We start from the raw sequence: 26,140 nt of genomic DNA on the forward strand, positions 1-26,140 counted from the left end.
TCTAAAAGCCTTATGTAGCAAGTCTTTCAGCTTTGATTACAACCCTGATCAATATAGAGTAATAGATCAGGTTGCCAATGGCAGCTAATTATCTCTGGCAGAATATGTCCCCAATGCCCTTAGTTCAAAGTGAGCACAAGACCAATGCCAGGGTTCCTTGCCTCCACCAGCCCTCCAATTGCTATTCAACTTGATCCATGGCTCTACCAAGCTGCAACAGATCATGTTCAGGAATGGTTGGACAGCGGCGTTGACCTTGGCATCATTGCGCTCAATGTTGAAACCCTCACCGACACCGCAACCAATGACTACTCAGATAGCCTATTCCCGATCGCCGAGCGACTGAACTGGAAAATTACTCGATTTGGGCAGAAAACCCGCTCTAACCTACGCGGTTGGTGGGTCAGCGGAATTGACCCCCTGAACAACTGGCAACGCATGGAATGGGGACGCTTCAAACCTGATGCTGCCACACCTGTCATGGATCGGGAGAAAGGGAAGCCTGCCAAATACCTCAGTCCCAGTCTTGGGCCTGGTTCCAGTCGCCTTGTGCTTCTCGATGTTCCACAACATATCTGGGACAAAGTTGCTCGACGCTACAACATTCCTATTGCTAATGGCGATCGCCCCTTAGGTTTCTGGCACTGGGTCTGGAAATACCTCGTTCCCGTCATTCTGACAGAAGGGGAGAAGAAAGCGGGTTGCTTGTTGACGCAGGGGTATGCCGCGATCGCCCTGCCAGGGATTTTCAACGGTTATCGCAAAGACACCAAGAAGCTCATTCCAGAGTTGGCGCACTTTGCAACAGCAGATCGCGCAGTCTACATCTGCTTCGACTACGAAACCAAGCCCAAAACCATCAAAGACATTAACCTGGCAACAACGAAGCTCGGTAAGCTGCTGAACCGCGCTGGGTGTGTAGTCAACGTCATCTCACTTCCGGGACCGCAGAAAGGGGTCGATGATTTCATCGTGGCAGGAGTCCAGCCCTTTGCCGACCTCTATGACTCTGCCCTGTCTCTGGAGTTCTGGCTGGCAACCAAATTATGGGCACTCACCTATATCCCATCGCTAACCCTCGATTCACCCTATTTGGGCAATCTTTCTTATCCCACGTCTGGTCTAGCCTGCATTAAGAGTGCGAAGGGCACTGGCAAAACCACGGCACTCCAGTCCCTGATTCGAGAAGCCACAAGTTTGGGACGAAAGGTTTTGGTCGTGACCCATCGGATTCAATTGGGTCGTGCTATCTGTGAAAGCATTGGGATTGATTGGATTGAAGAGGTGAAAGAGTCAGAAACCCAGGGATTATTGGGCTATGGGCTTTGCATCGACTCGCTGCACTCCACCTCCCAAGCGCGCTTCAATCCTCAATTTTGGAAAGGGGCGATCGTCATTCTCGATGAAGTGGAGCAGGTTTTGTGGCACGCCCTAAACTCCAGTACCTGCTACGACCATCGCGTCAAAATCCTTGAAACCCTGCGTGAACTGGTGCAGGTAGTTCTGAACAGTGGCGGTCTGATCATTGCTCAAGATGCCGACCTGTCTGATGTGAGCATTGATTATCTCAAGGGGTTAGTCGAAGAGCCGATCGAACCCTGGATTGTCGTTAACCAATGGAAGCCAGAAACTGGATGGGCAGTCTCGTTCTACGACACCAAAAACCCTGCTTCCCTGGTGGCGCGGATGGATGACTTCATCCAGCAGGGAGCTGTGTTTGTGGCGTTGGATTCTCAAAAAGTCAGCGGTCGGTGGAGTTCTAAAAACCTGGAAACTTACCTGCAATCTCGCTATCCCGACAAGCGCATCCTTCGGATTGACTCTGAAAGCGTTGCTGACCCCCAGCATCCGGCTTACGGCATTGTGGAACGGCTGAACCAGGTCATTCTGAACTATGACATCGTGCTGGCGACTCCAACGATCGGCACCGGTGTTTCGATCGATGTGCGCGGTCATTTCAAAGCTGTGTTTGGCATTTTCCAGGGAGTCACCCCCGATGCGGAATCCCGGCAAGCTTTAGCACGAGTACGAGAGTCAGTGCCTCGGTTCATTTGGGCAGCCCGATTTGGTCCGGGCAAGGTCGGCAATGGCAGTTGCAGCTATCAGGACGTGATTCACTCCACGACTAAAGCTGTGAAGTACAACATCACCCTGCTCAAGGAAGTGGATTTTGACATTGATGCCCAGACTGACCCCATTACCCTCCGCAGCTGGGCAAAAATGGCAGCGCGCGTCAATGTGTCCCTATGGAGCTACCGCAGCGAGTTCCGCAATGGCTTGGTGATGGAAGGGCACCAGGTTACAACTGTTACCGATGATTTACTGAAACTGCTGCCGCCGGAGTTTCAATCGCTTTGCACCGAACTTGCTGAGATGTTTGGAGCCAAGTCGATCGCCCAGGCATTAAAAGAAGATTTACTGAAGGGAGTGCTGCAATTCCCCGGCGTTGAGTATCTGCAATGGCAGCATAACGAGATCGTTGCAGAACTGGTCACTCAGAACATTAAAGGAATTCAGGAAGCCAGCCGCTTCAGTGAGGCGCAGGCGATCGCCCTTGCTCCTATGCTCAGCACAACAGAATATGAGCAACTCAAAGACCAGCGGGCGAAGACCGCAGACGAACGCCATGCCCAACACAAACATGAATTGCAGCGCCGCTACTCAGTCCCGATTACGCCAGAGCTAAAGATCAAAGACGATGAAGGCTGGTATGCCCAGCTGCGGCTGCACTACTATCTAACCCATGACCCAGAATTCGTTCGGTTGCGGGATCTCAAAGAGTGGAAGGGGCACCTCGATCGCGGCGATGGAAAGATTGCTTTACAAGACGTGCGCTTGCTGACCGCCCAGGTTGAAACCTTCAAAGTTCTGGGAGTCCTCAACCTTCTAGACCATGGGCGACAGGTTCGTGCGATCGATTCGGATGTTGAGCAACTCCGTCACCGAGCTGTTCAGTTTAGCCACGACATCAAAGCCGTCCTTAACCTCACTATTTCCGAGAAGATGACCCCGATTGAGGTGGTGCAAGCATTACTCGGAAAACTGGGGTTGAAGTTGACCTGTGTCGGACGAGATGTCGCAGCAAACGGACGACGGGGAGGAGCCAGAATCTATCAGTACCAACCCCTTGAGGATGGGCGAGACGCTATCTTTGCCCAGTGGCAACAACGAGACAGTCTCGCTCGCTCAAGTCAGGAAGGATTAATGTCCTCAGTTCCGGTTACAGACACCACTCCTGATCCACCCCTTGATATATCTATTACAAATCAATCGTTAGATAGTGCAGAACGAACTGAAAGGCTGTTAAAAGAAACACCCCAAGTGACAGAAGGACGGGGGGGCAGATCCTTTAGACCAGATGAGGTAAATGGGAGAGGGGGCGGAGACCGTATTTGCGAGATGCCAAGTATCGAGGCTGGTAGCTTAGTAAAACGGTTACGGCAAACTTGCTGCTGGGTTGTCAAGCGCCTGGAGGGAGTTACAGCTCTACTCAAGCATCCTCAAACGAAAGAGGAGTGTATAGTGCCTCTGGACGAGCTGATCTTGGTCAGTGAAGAGGGATTTGCTTGACTCTCTTCGGGCTGGTCTACAGATGATTTAGGAGAAGCAAGAGCTTGAAACACTTTCAAAACAAGACTTCTGTTGACATTTCCTGAACTGCCAGATTTTTTCTACGAATAATGATACATTTGAACTAACCTGCTAACGTGGATAACAATCATCTCCATTTCACATAACGTGCAACCTCTTGGATGATGGAAATGAATCTTGCTGACATCCCTAAGGCAACGCTGGAAAAAATTAAGTCTGTTCGTTGGGATAGCATTTTGGAGAAGCATGAGGGTCCCGAAACCTGGGAGGCAGTCTTGCGATACAGCAACCCTGAATTCTTATCCGTTGGGGAACACCATGTGCTGTTGCCGATTGATGTGGAGCATCATTCTAACGTTACTATTTTGCGTCAAATTTTGAGTGTTGATGGCTGTTCATTGACGTTATTTTTGCAAGATATAACCTATGGTCAGGACTGGGATGATTCCGGTTTCTTAGCTGTGTGCGATCGCTTAGAAAACTTCTTCATTGCCATTGTTTACCACGAGTGGTTTGTGATTGAGCGTCCCTCCATTTTTGCGGCATTTGAGTCAAATGTATAACCCTGAACGGTCACTGCGAGATGCCACAACGCAGGATTTATGGACAGCGTTACTGCTCAAACGTCGCTTCAACAGTTTTGAGCCAGAACCGATTGTCCGGGATCTCTATGCATATCCACAGCTTTGGAAGAAATTTTGGTTAGGGTGGTTGGTCTTTGACCTGGATTTTTATCAGAAAACCAACGAAGCTCCAATCACCCGGCTTTTAGAGATGCTCGTTTACGCGCAGGATGATCGGCTGTTTAAAAATGATGTGTTATACATCCAGAGTGCGGAAGATGATTGTGTCCCCGCGCTGCTAGACCTGGCAAAACAGTGGCAAGTGGATGATTGTGAAATCTATGACAGAACTCGTTTAGCAAAACTTTTAGGGCACCTGACAACTTTAATTGAAGTTTTAGGGGAGGAGAAGATGTCTCAACAAATTGACCAATGGAAAGAAAGATCAATTTGCGCGCCTATTATTGCGATGTGGTGGGATTAACCAGCGATTGAATCGGGGGATAAATCGATGGGATATTTGATTTACTATTCATTTCACAATGTTCGTATTCCTGCATCTCAAGTTACGGCAGCTCTAGCAGCAATTCATTATCTGCATCAACCTGAAATGGTTGAACGAATGGGTACAGCAACGATCTACGACCACACAACTAAGACGATGAGAAAATGCTATCGAGGTGGTCAACTTCCGTCTACTGGAAGTTTTGCGACTTTAATGGATGCGTTGCAGGAGTGGTCTTTAGGGAGTGTACAGCAATCAGACGGCAGTATTGAGATTGTGGAGTATCGGTGCGACAAAGAGGGAGATGAGAGCGTGTTATTCGATGCGATCGCCCCTTTTCTTGACTACAGTTGTAATCCTCGCGTAGATGCCTTTCAGGATAACAATGAACATTGGCGACATGTCTTCATGAACGGGCAACATCGGCAGGTGCCCGGCAAGGTCATTTTTGCTGACCAATATCCAGAGTTATTTGATTCCTTGGAGAACTGATGTAGCAGCAGCATGAGATACTCTCCTGGAGATACCATTGCCCGCAACGTTCCGAACCATCACTTTAATTTCTGGGAATGCAACGATCGATTCAACTGCTAAGTGGGACAGGAGACACCGTAGCTGGACTACTCTGTAGCATGAGCGATCGTCACTTAGAGGACTTCGAGACAATCTGGAAAGGTGTTTTGAGGGCAACCGAGCAACCTGATAGCTATTGGAGTTGGGACTACAAGCTACGGCAAGGCAATCAGGAGTCCCGGTATGAAGCTTACGCAATTGAAGTGGATAGTCTGACCCAGGGACTGATGTTTCTTGAGACCCAGTGGCATCGATCGCAACTTCCCCAGCGTTACCCATTGGTCTATGTTGAAGCATTGGCTGTGGCTCCCTGGAACCGTCGGCGCTTGGAAGACCCACCCTACTTACGGGGAGTAGGACGAACCCTTTTGCTGTTTGCGCGGCAGCGCAGCTTGGAATTGGGCTATGGCGGTCGAGTTGGGCTTCACTCTTTACCCAAGTCAGAAGAATTTTATCGTCGCAACCAAATGCCGGAGTATGATCCAGACCCGGACAAGGAGGGCTTGGTATACTTTGAATACGGTGTGCTCCGGCGCTAAGTTTGCCCTAATTTCTAGGAAATTTTTCAATGGATGATCCCACCCTCGCTGCCCAATACGCCCAAAGCGGAGACTTGATGGATTTGTGCAACAACGAGGCATGGTTGCGCGAGTCTGCTCAAGTTGAGGACGGGGTGCAAGTAGAAGCAGGGTTGCCGATGAGGGAGTATAGCCAGGCTGTTGCTGCGCTTACGAGTGAGCAAAACCAGCAGTTGCGGCAACACATGAAAGTCCAGTCAATTCTCTTTACTGCTTTGCGGAAGTGGATGGAATCTTGGGATTTGGGGGCGGGGTTCGACGATACCTATGCGATCGCCCGGCGGTTAATTCGTCATCATTTAGCGAATCCAAATGAAACTCAACTTGCAACGATTGATAAGCTCCTGGCAGAAAGTGATGAGCCGGGAAATATGAACCCATCGACCGGGAAGCAAGCCGTGTCACTGTTGGCGGGAATGTTCACCCAGGAAGACTGGCAGGCAATGGCGGAAGCCGCATCGCACTCCATCTCATCACGGGTGTTGAGCGCAGGAAAAACACAGTCTGTAACAACGGCGGTATGAGCTTTGCGGCATTGAAGGTTCAATTTCTCAGTTCAAAGGAAAGATGACGTGCCGGGGGAGTGGTCACAAGCGGAAGTCAAGGCTGTTGTTGCAGACTACTTCACCATGCTCTCCCTGGAATTACGACGGGAGCCTTACAACAAAGCGGCACATCGACGGAACCTTATCCAACTTCTCAACGGGCGATCGGAAGGAGCCGTTGAGCGAAAACACCAAAATATCAGTGCAATCCTGATGGAGTTTGGCTACCCCTACATCTTTGGCTACAAGCCGTTGGGTAATTATCAATCCCTACTTTATGAGGTTGTCGCCGATCGCATCAGTTTGGATTCAAGCTTTAGCGCAATTGTGCAGCAGGCCGTGGAAGAACCTGCTACCATCCCGACCGTAGAGGATTTGCTGTCTCGGCTTGATTCGCCTTTGTATAGCAATGGAGAAATTTTGGTCGCTAAGGAAGTTAGTCTTGCCAAAACTCCTGAAAACAACTGTCTGCAAGCTCGGTATAGCGCACCGTGTGCTGAATATTCTTGTGTCCCAGATAGTGCTGAATGGATCGCGTATCGTGCCCGTCATTCACCAACTTATACCCACAAGCGTGCCTGAGCATGTGAGGGTGAACTGAAAAGGGTAGAGATGACAGTTGAGCCACACGGGTCAGGATTTTGCGGAATCCGGCAGCAGTCATGGGACTGCCACGCTCTGTCACAAACAGGTAGGGAGATGGGGATGATTCCCGTTGCAACTGACGCAGTGCTCGCAGTTCAGGTGCTCGGAGAGGATGCACACTGGGGATGCCATGCTTGACGCGGCGCACATGCAATAGCCCCACCTCAAAGTCTACTTGCTCCCAGCGCAGTGAACAGAGTTCACTCACCCGTAACCCATGTCGATAGGCTAAGAGAATCATCGTGGCATCCCGCTGCCCATACCGTCCCCGCTTCTTGGCAACTAAAATCAACTCCTCAACTTCTGCGGTAGTGAGATACTCACGTGGGCGCTTTTGGGCATGAGGCAACATCTTGGGAGGAACTGTCCCATTTTCGATGGTTGGCATCCTTGCTTTCCCCCTCCTGAAACCGTTGTTTTTCGGACTTCTCTAGACACAGACTGTCCCAGATACGAACAATAGTGGGACAGTTTGATGAGTCTATCCCATGCCTGTTCAGTTTCTCTCTGACTCAGATCATGATCGCTTAAATCGCTTTCCGCAAGAGATCACACAGACCGATTTAGACCGCTTCTTTTGGTTATCTCCAGACGACCACCGTGCCATTTTAAGACTACGCGGTGATCATAATCGCCTGGGGTTTGCCCTGTTTTTGTGCTGCTTACGCTATCTGGGATTCTTCCCAGAACAGTTGTCACAGCTTCCTGCCTCTGTAATTGAGTATGTCGCTGTGCAACTACAGGTGTCTGCTGATGCCTTCTCTCTTTATGGTAAACGAACCAGCACGCAACGCAATCATCAACGGCAGGTGCAAGTCCTTTTAGGTTATCGTCGTGCATCCCCACTGGATCTGCTGGCGTTGGAACAATGGCTGTTAGAACGGGCTTTAGAACACGACAAACCCATGCTTCTTTTTGAACTGACCTGTCAGTACCTTCAGCAGCACAAGATGATTCGGATTGGTACAACCCGTCTTGAGAAGATGGTGGCAACGGCTCGCCAACAAGCCCAAGAAGCAATTTATCAAGCATTGCAACCATTGCTCAAACAGGAACAGTGCCAGTTTTTAGACAACTTATTGGAAGTGGATGATGAATTAAAGCGAACACGCTTGTCCTGGTTGCAGCGGACCCCCACTGGTAACAATACCAGGCAAATCCTCGAAACCCTTGAGAAGATTGATTTTCTTCAACAACAGGGGGTGGGAGCTTGGAACCTCAATATGCTCAACCCCAATCGCGTCAACTACCTGGCAAAGATCGGTGCTAGAGCGACAAATCAATACCTGAAACGAGCACCACAATTCAGACGTTATCCTGTTTTAATTGCTTTCCTGAAACAGTCTCTTTACAACTTTGTCGATGATCTCATTGAGATGTTTGACCAACGGCTATGGGAATTGCAAAATCGCACAAAGTTCGGCAGGTGATTCTCACTGAACTTCGGCGGGTGATTCTCACAAACCTCGGCACCCCATTCCCAACGAACTTCGGCAGGTAATTCTCACAAACTTCGGCACCCCCTTTACACTCGCTGTCAACGACAAGCGGAGGTAGCGGGGATATGAAACGGAAGCAACAAGGAGGATTACTGCCTGTGGCAAAATTTCGAGAGATCTTGCGACTTCACGATCTGGGCTATAGCCAGTGCCAGATCGCCCAAAGCTGTGCGGTGGCACGCTCAACCGTGCAAGATTACATTCGTCGCGCCACTGCCAAGAACCTGAGTTATACCGAGTTGACCCAGTTGAGTGACAGTGAGGCGCAAGCGGCGCTGGGCAAAGGAAGACAGAACCCCGAACAGCGGGCGGAACCGATTGACTTTAGTGCGGTAGATGCCCAATTACAGCATAAAGGCGTGACGCTAGCTCTGCTGTGGCAGGAGGGACTGGACAAAGGACAATGGAACTGTAGCTACGCCACTTTTTGCCGCTGGTACAACCAGTGGCGGGTGCGGCACCAGTTGTCGATGCGGCAGGTGTACAAGGGAGGTGACAAGCTATTTGTGGACTACTGCGGGCTGACGGTGCCCATGCAGGACAAGGAAACCGGACAAGTGATGGCAGCCCAAATCTTTGTCGCCTGTTTGGGAGCGAGCAACTACACCTACGCCGAAGCTACACCTACGCAGGAATTACCGCACTGGATTGGGTCGCACCAGCGGGCACTAGCGTTTTTCGGTGGTGTGCCGCAGTGCATTGTGCCGGATAACCTCAAGTCCGGGGTCACCGACCCTTGTCGGTATGAACCGGGCATTAATCCGAGTTACCAGGAGTTCGCCGAGCACTATGGGGTCGCCATTATTCCGGCTCGACCGTACAAACCGCGTGACAAAGCCAAGGTCGAAAAGGCAGTGCAGGAGGTAGAACGACAAGTGCTGGCACCGTTGCGGCACGAGCAATTCAGCACACTGAGCGACCTTAATGCTGCTATTGCCCAGAGGCTGAAGGCGTTAAATGAGCGGACGATGCCCGGTTATGGGGTGTCGCGACGGGTATTGTTTGAGCAAGTAGACCAACCTGCCCTCTCTCCTTTACCGGTTCAACCCTTCACGTTTGCCCACTGGAAGACAGCGAAGGTCAACCTGGACTATCACATTGAGGTCGAAAAGCACTATTACTCCGTCCCCTATTGGTTTGTGCAGCACGAAGTGCGAGTCAAGGTGTCTGAGCAAATGGTCGAAATCTTTCACGATGGCAAGCGGATTGCTGCCCACGAACGCTGCCGCCTGCCCCATCGCCACACGACGCTACCCGACCATATGCCGCCTGAACATTGGGCCTACAAACGCCAGTCGAAAGAACGCTTTTTAGCCTGGGCGCAACAGGTCGGACGCCACACGACAAGCCAGGTGGAGGCAATGTTTGAACGCAAAGACCATGAAGAGCAGGCGTTTCGTACCGTGCGAGGTTTGCAGTCTCTAGCAACGCAGTATGGCACGGCGCGGCTGGAAGCGGCTTGTCATCGGGCGAATGTGTTTGGCATTGTCAGTTTGCGTCGCATCCGCTCCATGCTGCAAACCCAGTTGGACAAAGAACCCTTGGCGGATGACAATCCAGTCGTTCCGGTTGTTGAACATGCAAACGTCCGGGGTGCTCAGTACTATTCCTAACTATTTCTCATTGGATCAATTCTCATGATGAATCCGTCTACGATTGAACAACTCAAAGCCTTGCGCCTGGTCGGGATGCTCGAAGCCTGGAGTGAGCAACAGACCAGCAGCACTTATCACGATCTCAGTTTCGATGAACGACTAGCACTGTTGGTGGAACGTGAGCACTGGCGACGTGCCCAGCAACGGTTGCAACGCCGCATCAAGCAAGCTCAACTGACGACCACTGCCAGTTTGAATGACATTGACTTTAACGTCGCTCGTGGCTTGAGCAAGGTGAAGTTTCTGGAGTTGGCACAGGGACAATGGTTACACCAACACCTTCAATTGATCCTTGTCGGACCCACAGGTGTGGGCAAAACCTTCCTGGCTTCGGTGTTGGCAGACGCCTTCTGTCAGCAGGGACACAGTGTGCGCTACTTCAGAACCGCAGACCTCTTGTTGGAATTAAAACTTGCCAAAGCAGATGGATCATTGCCTAAGTGGAAACGACAATTAGCCACCTTCAACCTGCTCATCCTCGATGACTGGTTGCGCGATCCTCTCTCCCAGGAACAGGCACGCGATCTACTCGATCTGTTGGACGAACGCTATCGCAAAGCGGCTTGTTTGTTTGCGACCCAACTCCCCGTTTCTCAGTGGCATCAACAAATCCAAGACCCCACCCTGGCTGATGCTATGCTCGACCGCATTGTTCACGATGCGCTGAGACTGTCTCTCAAAGGAGAGTCGATGCGAAAGTTAACCAGTTCGGTTCAACCCGATACGGCTGAATATGCCATCGCCTAATTCAGCCAGAGAGGGATCATGTTATCGTTTGGAGCAAAGGTGATCTCACATGCGATCTGATCTACAACAAATTGACCGGCCGAAGCAGACGAAATTAACCCTGCCGAAGTTGGGTGAGAATCCAGTGCCGAAGTCACTGAGTTGACCCTGCCGAAGTGATGAGAATATGCAGGAATTGCACAACGAAGCAAAGCGAACCTTTGAGGCAGATCGCTTACAAGCAACAAAAACGATCAATGAAAAGTTGAAAACGTTGCATCAAATCGGACAGATTTTGCTAGATGCAGAAGTCGATGACCAAAAGGTTAGGACAACTGCGTTTGAGTACATCACACCAGCAAAACTGGAAACTGCATTGGGCGAAACGAAACAACTGATTCGTCCCGAAAATGATGCCTACGTCGATTACTTTGGTAAGTTCTATCCGCGCATTCGCCGATTCTCCAGTCACTTCCTGTCCACCTTGCAGTTCCACAGTCGCAGCAAGGATCAAGGATTGTTACAAGCCCTCGACCTGGTTCGCGAGATCCATGCTGGAATTCGTCGCAAACTGCCAGATACGACTCCTACTGAGTTTATCCCGGATACCTGGCGTTCGTATGTCATTGACGCAGAGGGCTTTAACCGTCGCTACTACGAACTTGCTGCCCTATGGATACTACGGCAACACCTGCGTTCAGGCGATATCTATCTCAGCCATAGTCGCCGCTTCAGCACCCTGGAAAGCTACTTCATGTCCAAAGAAGAATGGCAAAAGCAACGACAAGAAACAGTTAGTTTACTGGGCACTCCGATTGATGCAACTGTTCGTCTGACGGAACGAGAGGCTGAACTGCTTCGCCTGATTGAGCAAGTAGAGGCGTTGTTAAATGAAGCCGAAGGGGATCTGCGAGAGGAAAAGGACAAGCTGGTTTTGAGTCCTTTTGAGGCAGAGGAGCGAACTGCCGAACTCAATCAACTGACCTATCTGATCACGAACCGACTCCCGACTCTGGACATCACGGACTTGTTAGTCGAGGTTGATTCCTGGACCCACTTTTCCGATGCTTTTGAGCATTTGCAGAGTCCCCACCGCCGGGATACCAATTTGTTGCTGCACCTCTATAGCTGTCTTCTGGCGCAAGCTTGCAATCTGGATTTACAGCAAATGGCAACCTCTGCCAATCTGGGGTACAGACAACTGAGTTGGTGTAACACCTGGTATATCCGAGATGAAACGCTGCGAAACGCAAATACCGCCCTGGTTAATTACCACTATCAGTTGCCCTTGAGCCGTTTGTGGGGTGGTGGGATGCTATCGTCCTCAGATGGGCAACGCTTTCCAGTGCGCGGCTCTGTGCGTCAGGCGAGAGCACTCCCCCGCTACTTTGGGTACGGTAAAGGCATCACCTTTTATAGCTGGACTAGCGACCAGTTTTCCCAATACGGCTCCAAGCCAGTTCCAACCACACTGCGAGACGCAACCTATGTTCTCGATGAGATTCTCAATAACGAAACGGAACTGCCCATTTTGGAACACACGACCGATACAGCAGGCTACACCGAACTGATCTTTGCGCTGTTTGACTTGTTGGGGTTACAGTTCTCGCCTCGCATTCGCGATCTGGCTGACCAGGAACTGTATCGCACCAGTCAGATCCAGTTAGATGCCTACCCAAAACTGAAGAGCCATCTGCAAAGCGTCATCCACAAAGAGCGTATTTTGCCCCATTGGGATGAAATGCTACGGTTAGCAGGGTCTCTCAAAACAGGACGGGTCACAGCGTCGTTAATTGTGCAAAAGCTGCAAGCCTATCCACGACAGCATCCGTTAACCCGTGCTTTGCAAGAGTATGGCAGGTTGATTAAGACCATTCACATTTTGCGCTGGTATGCCGACGAAACCAACCGTCGCAGAATCAATCGACAACTGAATAAAGGGGAAGCTTTACATAGTTTGCGATCTCACCTCTATTACGCCAACCAGGGGGAAGTTCGGGGGCAGACCGATGAACAGCTTCGCAATCAGGTGGGCTGCCTCAACTTGGTCACAAACGCGATCATCATTTGGAACACTGTGTACATGGAAAAGGTGGTGCAGCAACTTCGGCAGCAGGGGCAAGTGGTAAAGGATGAACATCTCATGCATCTATGGCCTACCCGTCATGGTCATATCAATGTTTACGGGAAGTATCACTTCGAGATAGAGCACATTGGCAAGGAAAGACCGTTTAGAAGTCTACGCTAGTCTGACTTTCAGCCTTAGCGACCAAAATTTCTCCATTGCTATACAAAGGCGTGATTCTCCTCCTGAACCCTACACACCTGCGCCAACCGCAGAGCGATCAGAACCATCGCGTCGTGTCCGTCCTCCCATCAATTATCTGGAACGAGAAGCTCGTAATGCCTCCCTTGGTAGGGCTGGCGAAGAATTTGTGCTTAATTTTGAACGGGCACGGCTCATCCGATTGGGGCAAGAAAGCCTTGCAGACCGCGTAGAACACATTGCTGTGACCGAGGGAGATGGGGCTGGTTTTGATGTTCGATCGTTTGATGCAGATGGGCGCGATCGCTTCATCGAAGTCAAGACAACTGCCTATGGTAAGCAAGTCCCCTTCTTCGTTTCCCAGAATGAGGTAATGATCTCCCAGAATTACAGCGATCATTACCATCTATACCGTGTGTTTCGATTCCGGGATGATCCACGGCTATTCACCCTTACAGGCGCATTGAATCACATCTGCAATCTGAGTCCAGTACAGTTTGTTGCTCGGATTGCGTAGGCGATCGTATTCCTGATTCCATTTATTCAGTTGTTCATCATCTTAAGGGTGCCTAACGGGACTCGAACCCGCTAATAGCCAGCTTCACAGGCTGGTGTCTCGACCGCTTCGACTTTAAGCACCATTGGTGGATTCTGGTCGGAGTTGAACCGACATCTTTCTGCTTGCAAGGCAGACGCTTTCCCAGTTAAGCTACAGACCCATGTTTGGCAGGCGTGATAGGAGTCGAACCTATACGAGTCGGTTTAGAAGACCGATGCCCTTATCCCTTAGGCGACACGCCCATCATTGGTAGTCCTGGCAGGATTTGAACCTGCAACCCTGTTCTTGTAAGGAACCCGCTCCACCATTGAGCTACAGGACTACGAGAGCGATCGATGGGACTCGAACCCATACGCTGAGACTGGCAGACTCAGATGCTAGCCGTTACATCACAATCGCAGGCAGAACCATTGCTGGTTCAGAGCGATCGACGAGACTCGAACTCGTGTCTTCTGGGTGGAAGCCAGAGGTGCTTGCCGCTGCACCACGATCGCATTCTGGGGCTGGTGACAGGAGTTGAACCTGCAACCCATCGCTTACAAGGCGATTGCTCTGCCGTTGAGCCACACCAGCGTGAGTGGATGCGGGGGTGAGAGTTGCACTCACCGATCGCAGCTTATGAGACTGCCGAGCCGCTCTTGCTCTATCCCCGCTATACCCCCGGCGAGAGTCGAACTCGCAACAATCCGGGTTTAAGCCGGATACGTCTGCCAATTGCGTCACAGGGGCATTTGGTGGGTTGTATAGGGTTTGAACCTATGCACTTCCGCTTAAGAGGCGGCTGCTCTACCAACTGAGCTAACAACCCGAAGCATTGGTGGGTCGCCAGAGATTTGAACTCTGATCTGTCTGCTTAAAAGGCAGCCACTCTAACCGTTGAGCTAACGACCCGAATGGTCTGAGTGGTAGGGATTGAACCTACGACCTCCGGTTCCCCGAACCGACGTGCTGCCACTGCACTACACTCAGATATTTGGTACACCGAGCAAGACTCAAACTTGCTAATTACCCACTTATCGGGTGGGCGCGTCGATCACTTTCGCCTTCGGTGCTTGGTACTCCCGGTGGGAATCGAACCCACAAAACCTAGATCCTCGGTCTAGAGCGTCTTCCCTTCCGCCACAGGAGCATCAGTACCCTTGGTGGGAGTCGAACCCACAAAATCTGGTCTCTGAAGCCAGCACGTCTGCCAGTTCCGTCACAAGGGCAAATGGTCGGGATGGTAGGATTTGAACCCACGACTCCTTGGTCCCAAACCAAGGCTTCTGACCACTGAATTACATCCCGATACTTGGTACTGCTGGTGGGATTTGAACCCACAACCTCTGGTTTCTAAGACCAGCACCTCTTCCGGTTGGGCTACAGGAGCAGAGTTGGTACTCCTGGCGGGAGTCGAACCCGCACGTGACTGTTTTTGAGACAGCCGCCTCTTCCAATTGGGCTACAGGAGTGAGAAATGGGAGGAATACAGGGGATTGACCCAGGCGACTGTTTACCTCCCAACTGCCCCGCCAGGGTTTGAACCTGGAATCTTCGCTTTCAAAGAGCGGGATGTTGCCAGTTACACCACAGGGCATTGAATTGGATGCCGAGGCTGGGGTCGAACCAGCATCTCCGTGATTCAGAGTCACAGCGACTTTCCATGTCGTCCACTCGGCAATGAATGGCTGCCCCAGCAAGAGTCGAACTTGCAACCGTGCGGTTAACGGCCGCCCGCTCCGCCATTGAGCTATGGGGCAATGAGTGGGAAGTGACAGGATCGAACTGCCATCTCGCCGTCTTCAGCGGCACGTGAGCACCAGCTTCACCAACTTCCCACAAGCGGAGAGCAGAGGAATCGAACCCCTAGCCCAAGGACTACCCTGGTTTTCAAGACCAGTTGCCGACCATTCAGCGGTGCCCTCCATCATTGGCGAGAACGGAAGGAGTTGAACCTTCACTCTTCGGTTTCGTAGACCGATGTGTTTATCCAGTTACACCACGTTCTCAAAGGCGGAGAGCAGTGGAGTCGAACCACAATTGTTCATCCATCTGTTTAGCAAACAGCGCCGATCGCCTGATCGATTTACTCTCCATACTGTTGTCAATCAAACCGTTGGTAGGTCGGGCTGGAATTGAACCAGCAATGCGATCGCGGCGGTTTTACAGACCGTTGCCCACACCAGTAGGCGAGCCGACCTATGTTGAATTGGCAGTGCAGACGGGACTTGAACCCGTTAATCACACGCTTGAAAGACGTGCCGCTCGACCACTTCGCTTCTGCACCAGGTATGCCGTGCAAGTTGAAAAAGCTGTTGTTCACACACAGGATTTGAACCTGCAATGGACTGTTTTACGAACAGTTGCCTTACCATTAGGCGAGTATGTAAGCTTTTTCGATTAGGGCACGACAACGCACAGACGAGGATTTGAACCTCGAACAACGGTTTTGGAGACCGCGATGTTGCCGTTACACCATCTGTGCATTGGTTGCAGCGGCGGGAGTTGAACCCGCAATGACCAAGTTATGAGCTTGGGGCTTTGCCATTAAGCTACGCTGCAATGATTGGACTCCAGGGTGGGAATCGAACCCACGAGTAGTCGGTTTTGCAGACCAACGCCTTTCCACTTGGCGACCTGGAGATTTGGTGGAAACGAGGGGAATTGAACCCCAATCCTGCAACCGTCCGTTTGTTGGTTTCGGAGCAAGTGATGCCAATCCGTTCCCACGAGCGAGGATGACAGGGTTTGAACCTGTGACCACTTGTCTCGGAAACAAGCACTCTGTCCATCTGAGTTACATCCTCATTGGGAGCATCGACGGGAGTTGCACCCGCTTCTCCATGCTTGAGAGGCACGGCGGCTTCTCTATTCGTCCACGATGCTACAAGGCGAGGGTGATGGGATTTGAACCCACGATCTTCGGTTCGACAAACCGACGCTTTTAACCGGGCTAAGCTACACCCCCAAAGGTGGCGATTCAATTGTCTAGGTTCAGAAGGGTGACTACAGCGCCTTTGTGAGAGGTTGTAGTGTTGATACTACAGTTATACTACAAACGTGCTACAAAATGTCAACCCCGTACTACAACTTTTTTTCTTAAGTAGGAGGGCGATCGAGAAAGAAATGGTCGTATCGCCCTCTCCTACTGGTTTTCCCCCTTACGCCAGGGAGGAAATGCGGGCTTCACTCATCCGCCACAGTTTGTAAATCAGGAATTCAGCGCGATCGCTCATCACTGCCAGGAACATCCCTTCGTGAGCGTCCTTGTCCTCGGCAATCCAGCTTCCACTGAGTCCGACTTCCACAAACTCCTCGTCTACAGCAATGAGAGTGACTGCTGAGCCATAGTCCTGATGCAGTGCCATCTCCAGCACTTTCAGTTGAGGAATATCAGCAGGCAGCAGAAAGGAGGCACAACCGGGTTCAACATGGAGCGTTTGCCCTAACCGCATTGCCAGGAGGACTCGCTGGGCAATCAACAGTTCGGGGTTGGTCATGGTTCGCTCCATGTACAGCCCAACGTCGGTGTAATTCAGCTTCAACATTGGTCGTGCCTCCTTTCTAGCTTGAGGTCAGGGTTCAATAGGCTGCTGTTCTTTCCAGAACTGCTCAGCGAAGGCGATTCCTGCGGAAAGCTGCGCTAACGCAGGATGCATTGGTGCTTTGGGTTTGGTTTGGAGTACCATCCCGGTTTCATGCAGAAGGCGATCGCCTTTGCATGAATTGCACTTCTCGCAGGCGGTCACTACGTTGTCCCAGGTATGGGTTCCACCCTTTGATCGGGGAATGACGTGATCTAGCGTCAGGTGCCTGGTGTTGCCGCAGTACTGACAGGTATAGTTGTCGCGGCGAAAGATTTCCCGACGATTTACCGGAGGAACCTTCCAGTGCCGTTCTGGATTGCCACTGGTCAACCGGATGTGGTTAGGAATTTGTAGTACGACACTGGGAGAGCGTACTTCCCATTGCTGGGTGCTACTGAACTCCAGGGTCTCTGCCTGTCCGGTAACCAGGAGCACGATCGCCCGCTTAATGTTGATCCGTGCCAGGGGCAAGTAGTTCTTAGAGAACACCACCACATGGTTCTGGAGTATTGGAATTTTCTGTCGCTGCTCGGTCTGCATCAGTTTTCTCCTCAAAAAATAACCCCCGCCTCTGATGACCAGGAGCGGGGGTTGGGGAAATAGATATGCTTTTCCCTATGTCGGTGTCAGGATTGCCCTGCACCTCCCGCTGCTAGTGAGTTGATCCGGATTGAGTCGTCCGGCGTTCGCGGAGCGTTCCGCAGGAATTGTGCTATCAATGCCTTCGCTGACGGATTTACCGCCGCTAAACCAATACGTTCCCTCAAACGCAAACAGCGCCGCTGCTCTGCCTAGACCGTGTTGAGGTCGGCACTGCATGGCGCTGCTTAAGGTGGCGTGAAGGATGCGTATCATGGAAGATTGTAGTATTTGTGTTACAAGGTCGAATGCTTACATACTACACTTGTAGTATTAGATTGTCCACCCGGGAATTGAAATTTAGGATGTTCGGTTATGGATACACGCAAACGGGGTAACACTTCGGAAATGCAGGTGACGAGTATCCGAATGGAACCCGAATTGAAAGAGCGATTGCGGCAGATTTCTGGGGAACAGGGCTATCAAACCCTGATTCGAGAAGTCCTTTGGCAGTTTGTGGATCAGCAGATGGTGTCGGATGAGGTGCGTTAGCGTAGCCTCTCGGAACGAGAATCGTACTCGGTTGAAGATAGGCGATCGCCCTCTCATCCTCCACTGTTATCCATGTCGGATATTCGAGCGACGTTTAGGGCAGTCTCTCAACAAGAAGAGCAATGTGCCATTACAGGGCAGCGGACTCAACCACAGCAAGAGATGCTGTTAGGGTTAACAACAAACGAGGAGATTATTGCTCTCAGTATGGCGATCGATAAATAGTGCTTCCAGTAACAGGCATTGAGCCGAGATACCGTGAAAAATTTATCGTATAGGCATCAAAGCTTTACTGGATCAGGTTTGCGGCGACCGAAATGAAAGCATTAACTGTTTGCTGGGCAGGCAGCTATTCGGTTATTTGTAGCGCTGAAGCTCAGATGAGCAGATTCCTCCGGTAGTACCCAAGGAATTCAAGGTGTCTGCTTCAATTACCCCCACTAATCAGTCGGTTTAGTCTGGAAAGCTTCACATTTAATGTGTTAGCCTCTGCAAAGTCCTCAATTAAACACGAATCCTTCCCGACAGTATCGGCGCTAGCAACAATGTCATATCCATCTAAACCCTCTGCTGAGCCTTGCGTAACAACCTTCGATGAGTTTGTTCAATTGGCGGATTATTCTCTGATGGATACCTTAAATGCCGATCCTGATGCCACGGTCGATGGTGATGATCACCGGCCCCGCCAGGTTTTTTCTGGTCATTTCGTACCTGTGACACCCACGCCGATTGCAGACCCAGAATATGTCGCTCATAGCCGCACTTTTTTTAAGGAACTTGGGTTGAGCGATGGACTAGCGCTGAATGAAAAATTTCGCCGTGTATTTTCTGGTGATCTCTCTGCTGCCCATGAGCCGATGCGTCAGGTGGGCTGGGCAACGGGTTATGCCCTGTCGATTTATGGCACCGAATATACCCGACAATGTCCATTTGGTACGGGTAATGGTTATGGCGATGGGCGAGCGATATCTGTATTTGAAGGAATCATCAATGGACAGCGCTGGGAAATGCAATTGAAAGGGGGTGGCCCAACGCCTTATTGCCGGGGTGCTGACGGGCGCGCTGTCCTCCGATCAAGTGTGCGCGAGTTTCTAGCGCAAGACTATATGCAAGCGTTAGGTGTGCCCACATCGCGCTCTTTGACCCTGTATGTTTCTAAATCTGAGACTGTTACCCGGCCTTGGTATTCTCAAGACTCCGACTCGATTGACCCTGATGTTTTGGTTGACAATGCTGTGGCCATTTCAACTCGCGTTGCACCCTCCTTTTTGCGGGTGGGTCAGCTAGAGTTATTTGCCCGCCGCACTCGCAGCAATGCTCATCCAAAAGCATTAGAAGAGTTGAGCATGATCGTGTCGCACTTAATTGAGCGAGAGTACAAAAGCGACATTAATCAAAGCCTCGGTTTTGCCGATCAATTAGTTGAGTTGGCTAAGCTATTTCGCCAGCGTCTCACGACCCTGGTAGCTAATTGGCTACGGGTTGGTTATTGCCAGGGTAATTTTAACAGTGACAACTGCGCGGCTGGAGGCTTTACCCTAGACTATGGACCCTTTGGATTTTGTGAAAAATTTGACCCTTGGTTTCAACCTTGGACGGGTGGCGGTGAGCACTTTTCATTCTTCAATCAGCCCATTGCAGCAGAAGCAAATTATTACATGTTTTGGAAAGCAGTGAGACTGCTACTGACAGAAGATGCTGAAGCGTTAGAACAGTTCGACCAGGTAGGTCGCGGCTTTTCAGAAGCCATGCAAACACAAATCCAAAAGATGTGGGCAGACAAACTTGGCTTGACTGAATATCACCCACAGCTATTTGAAAAATTAATGCAGTTAATGACTGACTCAGAGGTTGATTACACCATTTTCTTCCGCGAGTTATCCCATATACCAGATGATATTTCAGCATTGAAAAAAAGCTTCTACGTTGAAACTTCACCACAACTCGATGAACAATGGAAATCTTGGCTAAAAAGCTGGCGCGACCTCGTCATTAAGGACGGCAATTTGGCTGAGATATCCACAAAGATGAAACAGACGAACCCCAAATACACATGGCGAGAGTGGTTGATTGCCCCTGCCTACCAACAAGCCATGCAGGGTGACTATACGTTAGTTAAAGAGTTGCAAGAAGTCTTTAGCTATCCCTATGATGAGCAATCACAAGACGTAGAAGATAAATACTATCGTCTAAGACCTCAGGCGTTTTTTAACACGGGTGGCGTGTCGCACTATAGCTGTTCATCTTAAAAGTCGAAGCCGTCTACTTCTATTCCAGTGGGTTATAGCCTGGCTTTTTGTAGAGATTCTCTGGGTTGTTCAAGATTTCTGGTTTATAGACTGTCTCTACCCAAGCCTCTGGGTTGATTTCTTCGATCGCGACCGAAATCGAGTCTTCGCTGCTTTCGAGAATTGACATCGCATCTTTCACAATTTGCTCGACAAACCGAACCTTCTGCTGTTCCGACCTGCCGGGATAAAGCTTGATGCTGATATGAGGCATTGTTTTTCTCCTTCAGTGCTTTGCTGAACAAAGTTTAAAGCCATTGGATGCGGAGGTCATTCTCATGACCGGGGACGAGCCGACAATTACTGCGTAAGGATCACACTCTACTGCATCCTTTCTCATCTGGTTGAGGATGTGGGGCTACGACGCACTGTTTTCGAAGAAATGCAGAAAGCTAGAGTGCAGGAACCGGTAACCCCAAGCTATGAACCAGAATGCCGAGGATTTTGTTGAGATTGGGCGAGATGTAGTAGTCGGTCAGGTCAATGGAAGCCGTTGTACCTATCAGTCTCAGGAATTTCCAGATTTCGCCGGTGGTTACAGCTCCATAGATTGCGTCAATTGCCTGCCCTTCCCGCTGGTTAAACTGCTGGGCGGCAACCATACCTGCAATACACTGCCCCAAGCCAGCTTTAATGTTTTCGTTTTTGGCTTCCGTAATGAGAATGATAGGCGCATTGATGGTGAGTTGCTCTTTTGAGCGGCTGAGAATGTAATCGCAGTAGCCGACCAACCCTTTCGTCTCATCTACATTAAATTCTGTGCCTGAAAACAGGCTGACCTGCCCCTTCGCCTGCCGTCGCACTTCTAGTAACACAGGGGTAATAATCATCTCCGATCGCGCCTTCTCGGTATTGATCGCGATCGCCAACTGCACAGTTTCTTGAAGCGTATCATTCAACAGGTCACTGCCCGCAACAGGCTCAACGGATGCAAACAGGTCGCGCTGCTCATCGACCTGTAAGCCAAAGTCCTTCTTGAGTTTTTGCAGGGTGAAGTCACTGTATGCCATACGCTTCCCGGAATGCCTGTGCTGTATCCATCATTATCGCTGAGGTTAAGGCAAGTAGGCAGTTTTTCGACATCCGGACTACAAGAGCAAGGGGCAATCGTAATCATCTGCTATCCAATAAGCGTTTCCCTTGTGCAATCCAGATGACTTTTTTGCCAGAGTGACAGCAGAAACCATTACGATCGAAAACTCAGCGTGGCGATCGCCATCTCCTTATCCTTCTCGGTCACATCGATGTAACGCTGCAACGCCGACAGGCTCTTGTGTCCAGAGATCGACTGAATATGCTTAATTGGGACTCGCTCATTGTGCATCCAGGTAATTGCTGTGCGCCGGAAGCTGTGAGTACTGGCTCCCTCAATCCCTAACCGTTTAAAGGCTGCCCGTAAAATTGCATCAGCAGACTCCGGGCAAATATGTCCTCTACCCCAGCGTCCTGGAAATAGGTAGGGACGACCGCTCCGATACCCCATCAACAATTCCCTCAACTCCGGCGACACCGGAACGGATCGTGTCTCCTGCTTTCCCTTTGTTGTGGCTCGCCGGAAGGTAATGCGATCGCGCACCCGCCCATCTGCCCCATACACATCAGCAGTATGCAACGAACATGCCTCGTTGACCCGCGCAGTCGTGTAGAGGCAGATGCCAAACAACGCCCGATCGCGACCGGTCGGCAATCCTTCTATATAAGAGAGCAACGACAGGGAGGCGATCGCCTCCATCCCTTTCACTCCCTCGAACCAAACCAGCAGCCGCAATAGCTTCAGATCTGAAACCAACCCCAGTTTTCCGTCAAACAGCCAAGCAATCTCCTGCGCTGACAAGATCTTGGCTTGGTCGTGGCGGTTGATTTTCACGGCTGAAGCAGTACGGGTGTTCAGCCAATTCTACATTAGGAAATCATCAAAAGTTAATGTATCCACCTCAAATACCTATTCCTCCGTTGATACGGTTTCTAAAATCAAACTAGCTTAAGCAAAACTTATCGTTCTACTTTTAAGTGAACTTCCATATTCAAATGGGGTAAAGCGTCTGTTTGGTGTTCTACTGAAATTGCAGATCATCCGAAACATCCTTCAACAGTTGATTAATCTTGTCGATGACCTCGTCAGAGGGTTGTACTGATTCACCCAGTTCAATGCGGATGGTAAATTTTGGGTTCAACCCCACAGCAACCTTGGCGATGTCTCCAATTTGATCGGCAAGATCCTGGAGCTGGTTTGGTTGTAGCACTGCTTCTGCTACTCGCATCCTTGACTCATACGCTGGGGGTGCAGGATCCGCAACGTTAGGAGTGACAGTAGGAAGTGAAGGTGAGCTAGATGAATCGGGTAGCCTTAACTTGATAGCTCCAGCACCACCATAATCGCAGGGCCAAGAACCTGAATCCGGTGTACGTTCTAAAAGCTGTGCTTTACAAGCACCATCAATGACATCTCGAATAATTGACCAGGGAAGAGTTTGACCAAATTTGTGGGAAAGAGCAGCAGAAAGGGCTAATGCAGTTGTAATTCCTTCATTCCAGGAGTCTGGAAGGTTTGTCGGCAAGATGTCGAGTATGCTGATAGATTGAGGTGGAAGCTGAAGTTGAGCACTAGTAGTAAGTAAGCCAGCTGGAACAGGTTCAGATAAGATACTGGCAGGACCAGAGGTCAGCCATAGTTTGCCCATTTTTACCGCTGAGGCGATGGCTTCGTTCACTACTTCGGGAGCTGCTTTGGGAATGAAAGCAGGTTCAGTATAACCATCACGTTGAATTTGAATTTCTTGTACGCCAGAGAAGTAGTGGTATAGCTCTTCTAAAGACAGAACTGCGTTTTGCCAGAGTTCAGGTAGTTTCCCAGGTAGTAGAAGGGCTGGCGAGATCGCAGCTAGAGTTGCCTTCTCCGGCAACACAACTTCTAAACTGGAATCCTTTAAAGCTGCGTCATCAGGAGTTTCTCGCCAGAAGGTACGAAGGGAACGATCAGGGCGTGTCAATTGCAGGACAAAAAGTCCTTCTTCACAACCTGTTACTAATGTGTCGAGGATGGCTTTGCTGTTAAGCATTTTGGGCAGTCGAGGAAATTGAGCAAACGCCCCAACTAAATCTTTCACTCGACGGGCTGGGTCTTCTTCGCGCCATAGATCGTAAGGACCACCTGGAACTAGAGATTCAGCGTTAATAGCTGTATCCTTGATGCGCGATCGAGTATCTTGCTTGATCAGATTGAATAAGTTATCGTCACCAACGGTAACTTTAAATGCTTGAATTTCATTTTTATCAGAAACCGTAATGACAATTGAATAGGCTTGTTGAATTGCACCTGCAATCTCCTTCCGAGAATCGTCAATGAATTTGTTTAATCGCTGAAGGCGAATTGAATCTAGTTCCTGATCAGTACTATTTTGTAGTTGAGTTCTAACTTCTTCCCAACCTATATACTGACGAATTGCTTCTCTCGCAGCTTCAAGTCCGTCTGGTGAAGGGACTGCCAGAATAATTCCGTTTCGGTGAACTCTCGGCTTGTCAGCACCAGTCGTTTCCTCAATGAACCGTTTAGCTTCAGGACTAGGACGATTCGGCAACGAAGCAGCTTTAGGTCCAAGAATCGCGAAATGGAATTCGTCATCGTCTGAAATATCTTTGGGATGAGGAGGAAGTGTATGAACTTTGATTCCAGCACCACTTGCGCCAGCCGTTAACGTTTTCAATTTCCCAATTTCACTAATCAGTCTTGGCTCAATTAAATCAGTTACCCGCCTACAGGCAACATCATGCATTTGAGTCAAGTTTGGTTTTGGACCAAGCCGCCATGCTTTTGGTAAGGATTCAGAGGTATCAGAAACAGCTTCCACTTCCTGTAGAAGGTCTTCATCCAAAAACCAGGAAACTTTTTTCCACCGCAGCAGAGCCTTCTGCAGATCAATGCGATCGGGTTTGGTCTGCCCAACTAAAATAAAAACTTCCTGGGTTAGAGCTTTTGCCTGTTGACCAATGGGTTGCGAGTGTAGAAAGGTGGCGAAAACAGCTTGTTCAACTTCTCGATGCTCAATGCCAACTGCCTCAAACTGAATATCTTGTGCTTTGGTAAGCTCTCCTTCCAGAATTCCTGACCAGTCAATCTTTTTGCCTTCGTATTCATCCGAACTGGCAATTCCAGTCAGTTCAGTAGCAGCATCTGAGAGTCCAGGTCGAGGCGGATCGCCGAGATTACGCGGTGCTCCTAGAAAAACATTGGTGCCGATAAGAGGGCAATTGTCCCAATGAACGGCGTCTTGGAGTGCCATTGCAAATGTTCGCAGTACACCTCGCGCTCGCTGAAAGCTTTCTAACTGTGTCCATTTGGTGTAAAACACCTCAGTCAGGTCAGGGTGGAAGGGATAGCTTTTGAGGAAACGCTCCTCGGCAGTGCTACCTTCCTTGCGAGTCTCTTCGTCGAAAGTATAAATACCTTGCAAAGCAGCAAGGACTTGAGGGCGGAATTTACTGGTATCGCGAATGGACTCAGCTTTAAAGAGTTGACGACGCAAAATGTTAGCAACATCGTCTTTTGCCACGGGTAATATCCCTGCCTCTCCCTCCCGACGAAAAACGGCATAGAGTTCACTAGCAATCTTTTTGCCTAACGGATCATTCTTTTTGGGATCCGCTGCCAGTAGGGAAGCAACGATTGCACAGCGGTCAACTCGTACAGCAGCCTGGGTTAAGCACTGAAAGAAATCTTGCAATCGCCCGCGCCATACTTCATTCTCACCAGCTTTAGTGCGCGCCCACATCAGCACTTCATCAATCAAAATCAAGCTGGACAACCCTTCTTGCTCGGGCAAACTCAAAACATCTTCCAGAACATTCGTGAGTGGTGGAGTTTCGCGCTCAGTATCGTCTGTCATACCGAGGAGTTCTAAGCCTCGCTGTCCACTAAGTTGAAATGCCAGCACCGTCCATGGATAGAGAAAACGACGAATGCTGCCATCTGGTGCTTTTACCTCCAAACCACGTACTGTATCTAGACGATCGAAGGTGAGTGTAGAGATCCTAGCTTGAGGGAGGTCAATACCGATATGAGCCTTAAATTCTTGAACTGCGGCAATATGATCGGGCAAGCTAGTGGGCTGATGCACTAGATGATAAAGAGTGATTAGGGCATGAGTTTTACCACCACCATAGGTAAGTTCTAGCTGGCGAACCGCTTTTGGAGTGCGCCCTGCTAATCGCCACAACACATCTTTTGCAAGATCTAGCAAGTTTTGAGTTGGATAGGTGAGTTCGAAAAATTGAGCAGGATCTTCGTGAAGTTGACGCTTACCTCGTTGCAGCACTACGTCACATAAGTCAGCGGCAAAGATTGCCTGCGTTAATTCGCCCAGCTTCAACTCATCTTGAAGCTCAACGACCTGATGCCACGGTTTCCATGCTGTTTTGCTCATATGTGTTTACGGGTTAGGTTAATTAAGATC

The 26,140-nt window shown here is 50.1% G+C and carries 22 protein-coding genes and 32 tRNA genes; 14 read left to right on the forward strand and 40 right to left on the reverse strand.

Going from position 1 to position 26,140, the window contains the following annotated elements; translation table 11 throughout:
* The first annotated feature begins 144 nt into the window (after positions 1–144).
* The 6 genes from ACN4EK_RS23855 (at position 145) to ACN4EK_RS23880 (ending at position 6,334) form a co-directional block, all read left to right on the forward strand.
* A complete protein-coding gene (locus tag ACN4EK_RS23855; RefSeq protein WP_431660810.1) occupies positions 145–3,570 on the forward strand; it encodes a plasmid replication protein, CyRepA1 family in 3,426 nt (1,141 codons plus the stop codon).
* Between the two features lie 191 nt (positions 3,571–3,761).
* Positions 3,762–4,154 carry a hypothetical protein gene (locus ACN4EK_RS23860; RefSeq protein WP_431660811.1) on the forward strand — a complete coding sequence of 131 codons (393 nt, stop codon included), beginning with the start codon at positions 3,762–3,764 and terminating at the stop codon, positions 4,152–4,154.
* Positions 4,147–4,638: a hypothetical protein gene (locus ACN4EK_RS23865; RefSeq protein WP_431660812.1), complete on the forward strand. Its 492-nt coding sequence runs from the start codon at positions 4,147–4,149 to the stop codon at positions 4,636–4,638. Before ACN4EK_RS23860 ends, ACN4EK_RS23865 begins: the two co-directional genes overlap by 8 nt.
* 27 nt (positions 4,639–4,665) lie before the next feature.
* Positions 4,666–5,151, forward strand: coding sequence for a hypothetical protein (locus tag ACN4EK_RS23870; RefSeq protein ID WP_431660813.1), 486 nt, complete (start codon positions 4,666–4,668; stop codon positions 5,149–5,151).
* A 77-nt stretch (positions 5,152–5,228) separates the two neighbouring features.
* Positions 5,229–5,771 (forward strand): hypothetical protein, encoded by a 543-nt coding sequence (locus ACN4EK_RS23875; RefSeq protein ID WP_431660814.1) that lies wholly within the window; start codon positions 5,229–5,231, stop codon positions 5,769–5,771.
* A gap of 29 nt (positions 5,772–5,800) precedes the next feature.
* A complete protein-coding gene (locus tag ACN4EK_RS23880; RefSeq protein WP_431660815.1) occupies positions 5,801–6,334 on the forward strand; it encodes a hypothetical protein in 534 nt (177 codons plus the stop codon).
* 457 nt (positions 6,335–6,791) lie between these two features.
* Here the strand turns inward: ACN4EK_RS23880 and ACN4EK_RS23885 are convergent, their stop codons facing one another.
* A complete protein-coding gene (locus ACN4EK_RS23885) occupies positions 6,792–7,388 on the reverse strand; it encodes a tyrosine-type recombinase/integrase (protein WP_431656548.1) in 597 nt (198 codons plus the stop codon).
* Between the two features lie 100 nt (positions 7,389–7,488).
* Here ACN4EK_RS23885 and ACN4EK_RS23890 point away from each other — a divergent pair, with 100 nt between their 5' ends.
* The 5 genes from ACN4EK_RS23890 to ACN4EK_RS23910 all read left to right on the forward strand — a co-directional run bounded on the left by ACN4EK_RS23890 (position 7,489) and on the right by ACN4EK_RS23910 (position 13,663).
* The gene (locus ACN4EK_RS23890) at positions 7,489–8,430 is read left to right on the forward strand and encodes a DUF4158 domain-containing protein (protein ID WP_431660816.1); all 942 of its coding nucleotides are present in this window, start codon (positions 7,489–7,491) and stop codon (positions 8,428–8,430) included.
* A 134-nt stretch (positions 8,431–8,564) separates the two neighbouring features.
* Positions 8,565–10,112 (forward strand): IS21 family transposase, encoded by a 1,548-nt coding sequence (gene istA / locus ACN4EK_RS23895; protein ID WP_431656492.1) that lies wholly within the window; start codon positions 8,565–8,567, stop codon positions 10,110–10,112.
* A 24-nt stretch (positions 10,113–10,136) separates the two neighbouring features.
* Entirely contained in the window at positions 10,137–10,901 is a 765-nt protein-coding gene (istB, locus tag ACN4EK_RS23900; RefSeq protein ID WP_431656493.1) for an IS21-like element helper ATPase IstB, read from the forward strand.
* Positions 10,902–11,067: 166 nt separating this feature from the next.
* Positions 11,068–13,128, forward strand: a complete 2,061-nt coding sequence (locus ACN4EK_RS23905; protein ID WP_431660817.1) for a Tn3 family transposase — start codon at positions 11,068–11,070, stop codon at positions 13,126–13,128.
* Complete coding sequence (locus ACN4EK_RS23910) at positions 13,094–13,663, forward strand: protein NO VEIN domain-containing protein (protein WP_431660818.1); 570 nt, start codon at positions 13,094–13,096, stop codon at positions 13,661–13,663. The genes ACN4EK_RS23905 and ACN4EK_RS23910 overlap by 35 nt, the downstream gene beginning before the upstream one ends.
* Before the next feature lie 46 nt (positions 13,664–13,709).
* On the opposite strand, the gene ACN4EK_RS23915 is transcribed toward ACN4EK_RS23910, so the two are convergent.
* The 35 genes from ACN4EK_RS23915 to ACN4EK_RS24085 form a co-directional block, all read right to left on the reverse strand.
* Positions 13,710–13,786: transfer RNA gene (locus ACN4EK_RS23915), tRNA-His, on the reverse strand.
* 2 nt (positions 13,787–13,788) lie between these two features.
* Positions 13,789–13,865: transfer RNA gene (locus tag ACN4EK_RS23920), tRNA-Ala, on the reverse strand.
* A gap of 5 nt (positions 13,866–13,870) precedes the next feature.
* Positions 13,871–13,947 (reverse strand) — tRNA-Arg (locus ACN4EK_RS23925).
* 5 nt (positions 13,948–13,952) lie between these two features.
* Positions 13,953–14,027: transfer RNA gene (locus tag ACN4EK_RS23930), tRNA-Val, on the reverse strand.
* A gap of 5 nt (positions 14,028–14,032) precedes the next feature.
* Positions 14,033–14,104 (reverse strand) — tRNA-Gly (locus ACN4EK_RS23935).
* A gap of 23 nt (positions 14,105–14,127) precedes the next feature.
* Positions 14,128–14,199 (reverse strand) — tRNA-Gly (locus tag ACN4EK_RS23940).
* A gap of 4 nt (positions 14,200–14,203) precedes the next feature.
* Positions 14,204–14,278: transfer RNA gene (locus ACN4EK_RS23945), tRNA-Thr, on the reverse strand.
* A gap of 9 nt (positions 14,279–14,287) precedes the next feature.
* Positions 14,288–14,358 (reverse strand) — tRNA-Met (locus ACN4EK_RS23950).
* A gap of 2 nt (positions 14,359–14,360) precedes the next feature.
* Positions 14,361–14,434: transfer RNA gene (locus ACN4EK_RS23955), tRNA-Leu, on the reverse strand.
* Between the two features lie 3 nt (positions 14,435–14,437).
* Positions 14,438–14,513, reverse strand: a tRNA-Lys gene (locus tag ACN4EK_RS23960).
* Positions 14,514–14,520: 7 nt separating this feature from the next.
* A tRNA-Lys gene (locus ACN4EK_RS23965) sits at positions 14,521–14,596 on the reverse strand.
* A 3-nt stretch (positions 14,597–14,599) separates the two neighbouring features.
* A tRNA-Pro gene (locus tag ACN4EK_RS23970) sits at positions 14,600–14,674 on the reverse strand.
* Between the two features lie 84 nt (positions 14,675–14,758).
* A tRNA-Leu gene (locus ACN4EK_RS23975) sits at positions 14,759–14,834 on the reverse strand.
* A 5-nt stretch (positions 14,835–14,839) separates the two neighbouring features.
* Positions 14,840–14,913 (reverse strand) — tRNA-Leu (locus ACN4EK_RS23980).
* A 3-nt stretch (positions 14,914–14,916) separates the two neighbouring features.
* Positions 14,917–14,992, reverse strand: a tRNA-Pro gene (locus ACN4EK_RS23985).
* Between the two features lie 5 nt (positions 14,993–14,997).
* Positions 14,998–15,074: transfer RNA gene (locus ACN4EK_RS23990), tRNA-Leu, on the reverse strand.
* A 5-nt stretch (positions 15,075–15,079) separates the two neighbouring features.
* Positions 15,080–15,156: transfer RNA gene (locus tag ACN4EK_RS23995), tRNA-Leu, on the reverse strand.
* A 52-nt stretch (positions 15,157–15,208) separates the two neighbouring features.
* Positions 15,209–15,281: transfer RNA gene (locus ACN4EK_RS24000), tRNA-Gln, on the reverse strand.
* Between the two features lie 6 nt (positions 15,282–15,287).
* Positions 15,288–15,364: transfer RNA gene (locus ACN4EK_RS24005), tRNA-Gln, on the reverse strand.
* A gap of 5 nt (positions 15,365–15,369) precedes the next feature.
* Positions 15,370–15,444, reverse strand: a tRNA-Asn gene (locus ACN4EK_RS24010).
* A 5-nt stretch (positions 15,445–15,449) separates the two neighbouring features.
* Positions 15,450–15,522 (reverse strand) — tRNA-Phe (locus ACN4EK_RS24015).
* Between the two features lie 5 nt (positions 15,523–15,527).
* Positions 15,528–15,610: transfer RNA gene (locus ACN4EK_RS24020), tRNA-OTHER, on the reverse strand.
* A gap of 5 nt (positions 15,611–15,615) precedes the next feature.
* Positions 15,616–15,693: transfer RNA gene (locus ACN4EK_RS24025), tRNA-Arg, on the reverse strand.
* 108 nt (positions 15,694–15,801) lie between these two features.
* Positions 15,802–15,885 (reverse strand) — tRNA-Tyr (locus ACN4EK_RS24030).
* Positions 15,886–15,894: 9 nt separating this feature from the next.
* Positions 15,895–15,971 (reverse strand) — tRNA-Glu (locus ACN4EK_RS24035).
* Positions 15,972–16,003: 32 nt separating this feature from the next.
* Positions 16,004–16,068 (reverse strand) — tRNA-Tyr (locus tag ACN4EK_RS24040).
* Positions 16,069–16,098: 30 nt separating this feature from the next.
* Positions 16,099–16,169, reverse strand: a tRNA-Trp gene (locus ACN4EK_RS24045).
* A gap of 2 nt (positions 16,170–16,171) precedes the next feature.
* Positions 16,172–16,246, reverse strand: a tRNA-Ile gene (locus ACN4EK_RS24050).
* 5 nt (positions 16,247–16,251) lie between these two features.
* A tRNA-Cys gene (locus ACN4EK_RS24055) sits at positions 16,252–16,327 on the reverse strand.
* 90 nt (positions 16,328–16,417) lie between these two features.
* Positions 16,418–16,491, reverse strand: a tRNA-Arg gene (locus ACN4EK_RS24060).
* Between the two features lie 2 nt (positions 16,492–16,493).
* A tRNA-Glu gene (locus ACN4EK_RS24065) sits at positions 16,494–16,570 on the reverse strand.
* Positions 16,571–16,576: 6 nt separating this feature from the next.
* Positions 16,577–16,652, reverse strand: a tRNA-Asp gene (locus ACN4EK_RS24070).
* A gap of 193 nt (positions 16,653–16,845) precedes the next feature.
* The gene (locus ACN4EK_RS24075; protein ID WP_431660819.1) at positions 16,846–17,232 is read right to left on the reverse strand and encodes an alr0857 family protein; all 387 of its coding nucleotides are present in this window, start codon (positions 17,230–17,232) and stop codon (positions 16,846–16,848) included.
* 27 nt (positions 17,233–17,259) lie between these two features.
* Positions 17,260–17,811 carry an HNH endonuclease gene (locus ACN4EK_RS24080; protein ID WP_431660820.1) on the reverse strand — a complete coding sequence of 184 codons (552 nt, stop codon included), beginning with the start codon at positions 17,809–17,811 and terminating at the stop codon, positions 17,260–17,262.
* 75 nt (positions 17,812–17,886) lie between these two features.
* Positions 17,887–18,126, reverse strand: coding sequence for a hypothetical protein (locus ACN4EK_RS24085; RefSeq protein WP_431660821.1), 240 nt, complete (start codon positions 18,124–18,126; stop codon positions 17,887–17,889).
* A gap of 99 nt (positions 18,127–18,225) precedes the next feature.
* On the opposite strand from ACN4EK_RS24085, the gene ACN4EK_RS24090 reads away from it, so the two are divergent.
* From ACN4EK_RS24090 to ACN4EK_RS24100, 3 genes are all read left to right on the forward strand, one after another.
* The gene (locus ACN4EK_RS24090) at positions 18,226–18,402 is read left to right on the forward strand and encodes a hypothetical protein (protein WP_431660822.1); all 177 of its coding nucleotides are present in this window, start codon (positions 18,226–18,228) and stop codon (positions 18,400–18,402) included.
* Between the two features lie 72 nt (positions 18,403–18,474).
* On the forward strand, positions 18,475–18,627 hold the full coding sequence (locus tag ACN4EK_RS24095; RefSeq protein ID WP_431660823.1) for a hypothetical protein: 153 nt from the start codon (positions 18,475–18,477) through the stop codon (positions 18,625–18,627).
* 320 nt (positions 18,628–18,947) lie between these two features.
* Positions 18,948–20,651 (forward strand): protein adenylyltransferase SelO, encoded by a 1,704-nt coding sequence (locus ACN4EK_RS24100; protein ID WP_431660824.1) that lies wholly within the window; start codon positions 18,948–18,950, stop codon positions 20,649–20,651.
* A 19-nt stretch (positions 20,652–20,670) separates the two neighbouring features.
* Here ACN4EK_RS24100 and ACN4EK_RS24105 read toward each other — a convergent pair whose 3' ends face one another.
* The 4 genes from ACN4EK_RS24105 to ACN4EK_RS24120 form a co-directional block, all read right to left on the reverse strand.
* Positions 20,671–20,904, reverse strand: a complete 234-nt coding sequence (locus tag ACN4EK_RS24105; RefSeq protein ID WP_431660825.1) for a tautomerase family protein — start codon at positions 20,902–20,904, stop codon at positions 20,671–20,673.
* Positions 20,905–21,082: 178 nt separating this feature from the next.
* Complete coding sequence (locus ACN4EK_RS24110) at positions 21,083–21,700, reverse strand: hypothetical protein (protein WP_431660826.1); 618 nt, start codon at positions 21,698–21,700, stop codon at positions 21,083–21,085.
* Between the two features lie 176 nt (positions 21,701–21,876).
* Positions 21,877–22,557, reverse strand: coding sequence for a tyrosine-type recombinase/integrase (locus ACN4EK_RS24115; protein WP_431660827.1), 681 nt, complete (start codon positions 22,555–22,557; stop codon positions 21,877–21,879).
* A 187-nt stretch (positions 22,558–22,744) separates the two neighbouring features.
* The gene (locus tag ACN4EK_RS24120) at positions 22,745–26,110 is read right to left on the reverse strand and encodes a DUF499 domain-containing protein (protein WP_431660828.1); all 3,366 of its coding nucleotides are present in this window, start codon (positions 26,108–26,110) and stop codon (positions 22,745–22,747) included.
* Between the last annotated feature and the right edge of the window lie 30 nt (positions 26,111–26,140).

The organism is Pantanalinema rosaneae CENA516 (assembly GCF_050753385.1).
Lineage (GTDB): Bacteria > Cyanobacteriota > Cyanobacteriia > Leptolyngbyales > Leptolyngbyaceae > Pantanalinema > Pantanalinema rosaneae.

What these genes read in the sequence shown, in the direction of transcription:
- istA (WP_431656492.1), top strand. Translation starts at nt 8,565, where the DNA reads ATGAAACGGAAGCAACAAGGAGGATTACTGCCTGTGGCAAAATTTCGA.
- ACN4EK_RS23870 (WP_431660813.1), top strand. Translation starts at nt 4,666, where the DNA reads ATGGGATATTTGATTTACTATTCATTTCACAATGTTCGTATTCCTGCA.
- ACN4EK_RS24100 (WP_431660824.1), top strand. Translation starts at nt 18,948, where the DNA reads ATGTCATATCCATCTAAACCCTCTGCTGAGCCTTGCGTAACAACCTTC.
- ACN4EK_RS23880 (WP_431660815.1), top strand. Translation starts at nt 5,801, where the DNA reads ATGGATGATCCCACCCTCGCTGCCCAATACGCCCAAAGCGGAGACTTG.
- ACN4EK_RS24090 (WP_431660822.1), top strand. Translation starts at nt 18,226, where the DNA reads ATGGATACACGCAAACGGGGTAACACTTCGGAAATGCAGGTGACGAGT.
- ACN4EK_RS23885 (WP_431656548.1), bottom strand. Translation starts at nt 7,388, where the DNA reads ATGCCAACCATCGAAAATGGGACAGTTCCTCCCAAGATGTTGCCTCAT.
- istB (WP_431656493.1), top strand. Translation starts at nt 10,137, where the DNA reads ATGATGAATCCGTCTACGATTGAACAACTCAAAGCCTTGCGCCTGGTC.
- ACN4EK_RS23860 (WP_431660811.1), top strand. Translation starts at nt 3,762, where the DNA reads ATGAATCTTGCTGACATCCCTAAGGCAACGCTGGAAAAAATTAAGTCT.
- ACN4EK_RS24075 (WP_431660819.1), bottom strand. Translation starts at nt 17,232, where the DNA reads ATGTTGAAGCTGAATTACACCGACGTTGGGCTGTACATGGAGCGAACC.
- ACN4EK_RS24095 (WP_431660823.1), top strand. Translation starts at nt 18,475, where the DNA reads ATGTCGGATATTCGAGCGACGTTTAGGGCAGTCTCTCAACAAGAAGAG.
- ACN4EK_RS24105 (WP_431660825.1), bottom strand. Translation starts at nt 20,904, where the DNA reads ATGCCTCATATCAGCATCAAGCTTTATCCCGGCAGGTCGGAACAGCAG.
- ACN4EK_RS24085 (WP_431660821.1), bottom strand. Translation starts at nt 18,126, where the DNA reads ATGATACGCATCCTTCACGCCACCTTAAGCAGCGCCATGCAGTGCCGA.
- ACN4EK_RS24110 (WP_431660826.1), bottom strand. Translation starts at nt 21,700, where the DNA reads ATGGCATACAGTGACTTCACCCTGCAAAAACTCAAGAAGGACTTTGGC.
- ACN4EK_RS24120 (WP_431660828.1), bottom strand. Translation starts at nt 26,110, where the DNA reads ATGAGCAAAACAGCATGGAAACCGTGGCATCAGGTCGTTGAGCTTCAA.
- ACN4EK_RS23855 (WP_431660810.1), top strand. Translation starts at nt 145, where the DNA reads ATGCCAGGGTTCCTTGCCTCCACCAGCCCTCCAATTGCTATTCAACTT.
- ACN4EK_RS24080 (WP_431660820.1), bottom strand. Translation starts at nt 17,811, where the DNA reads ATGCAGACCGAGCAGCGACAGAAAATTCCAATACTCCAGAACCATGTG.
- ACN4EK_RS23905 (WP_431660817.1), top strand. Translation starts at nt 11,068, where the DNA reads ATGCAGGAATTGCACAACGAAGCAAAGCGAACCTTTGAGGCAGATCGC.
- ACN4EK_RS23875 (WP_431660814.1), top strand. Translation starts at nt 5,229, where the DNA reads ATGCAACGATCGATTCAACTGCTAAGTGGGACAGGAGACACCGTAGCT.
- ACN4EK_RS23890 (WP_431660816.1), top strand. Translation starts at nt 7,489, where the DNA reads ATGCCTGTTCAGTTTCTCTCTGACTCAGATCATGATCGCTTAAATCGC.
- ACN4EK_RS23865 (WP_431660812.1), top strand. Translation starts at nt 4,147, where the DNA reads ATGTATAACCCTGAACGGTCACTGCGAGATGCCACAACGCAGGATTTA.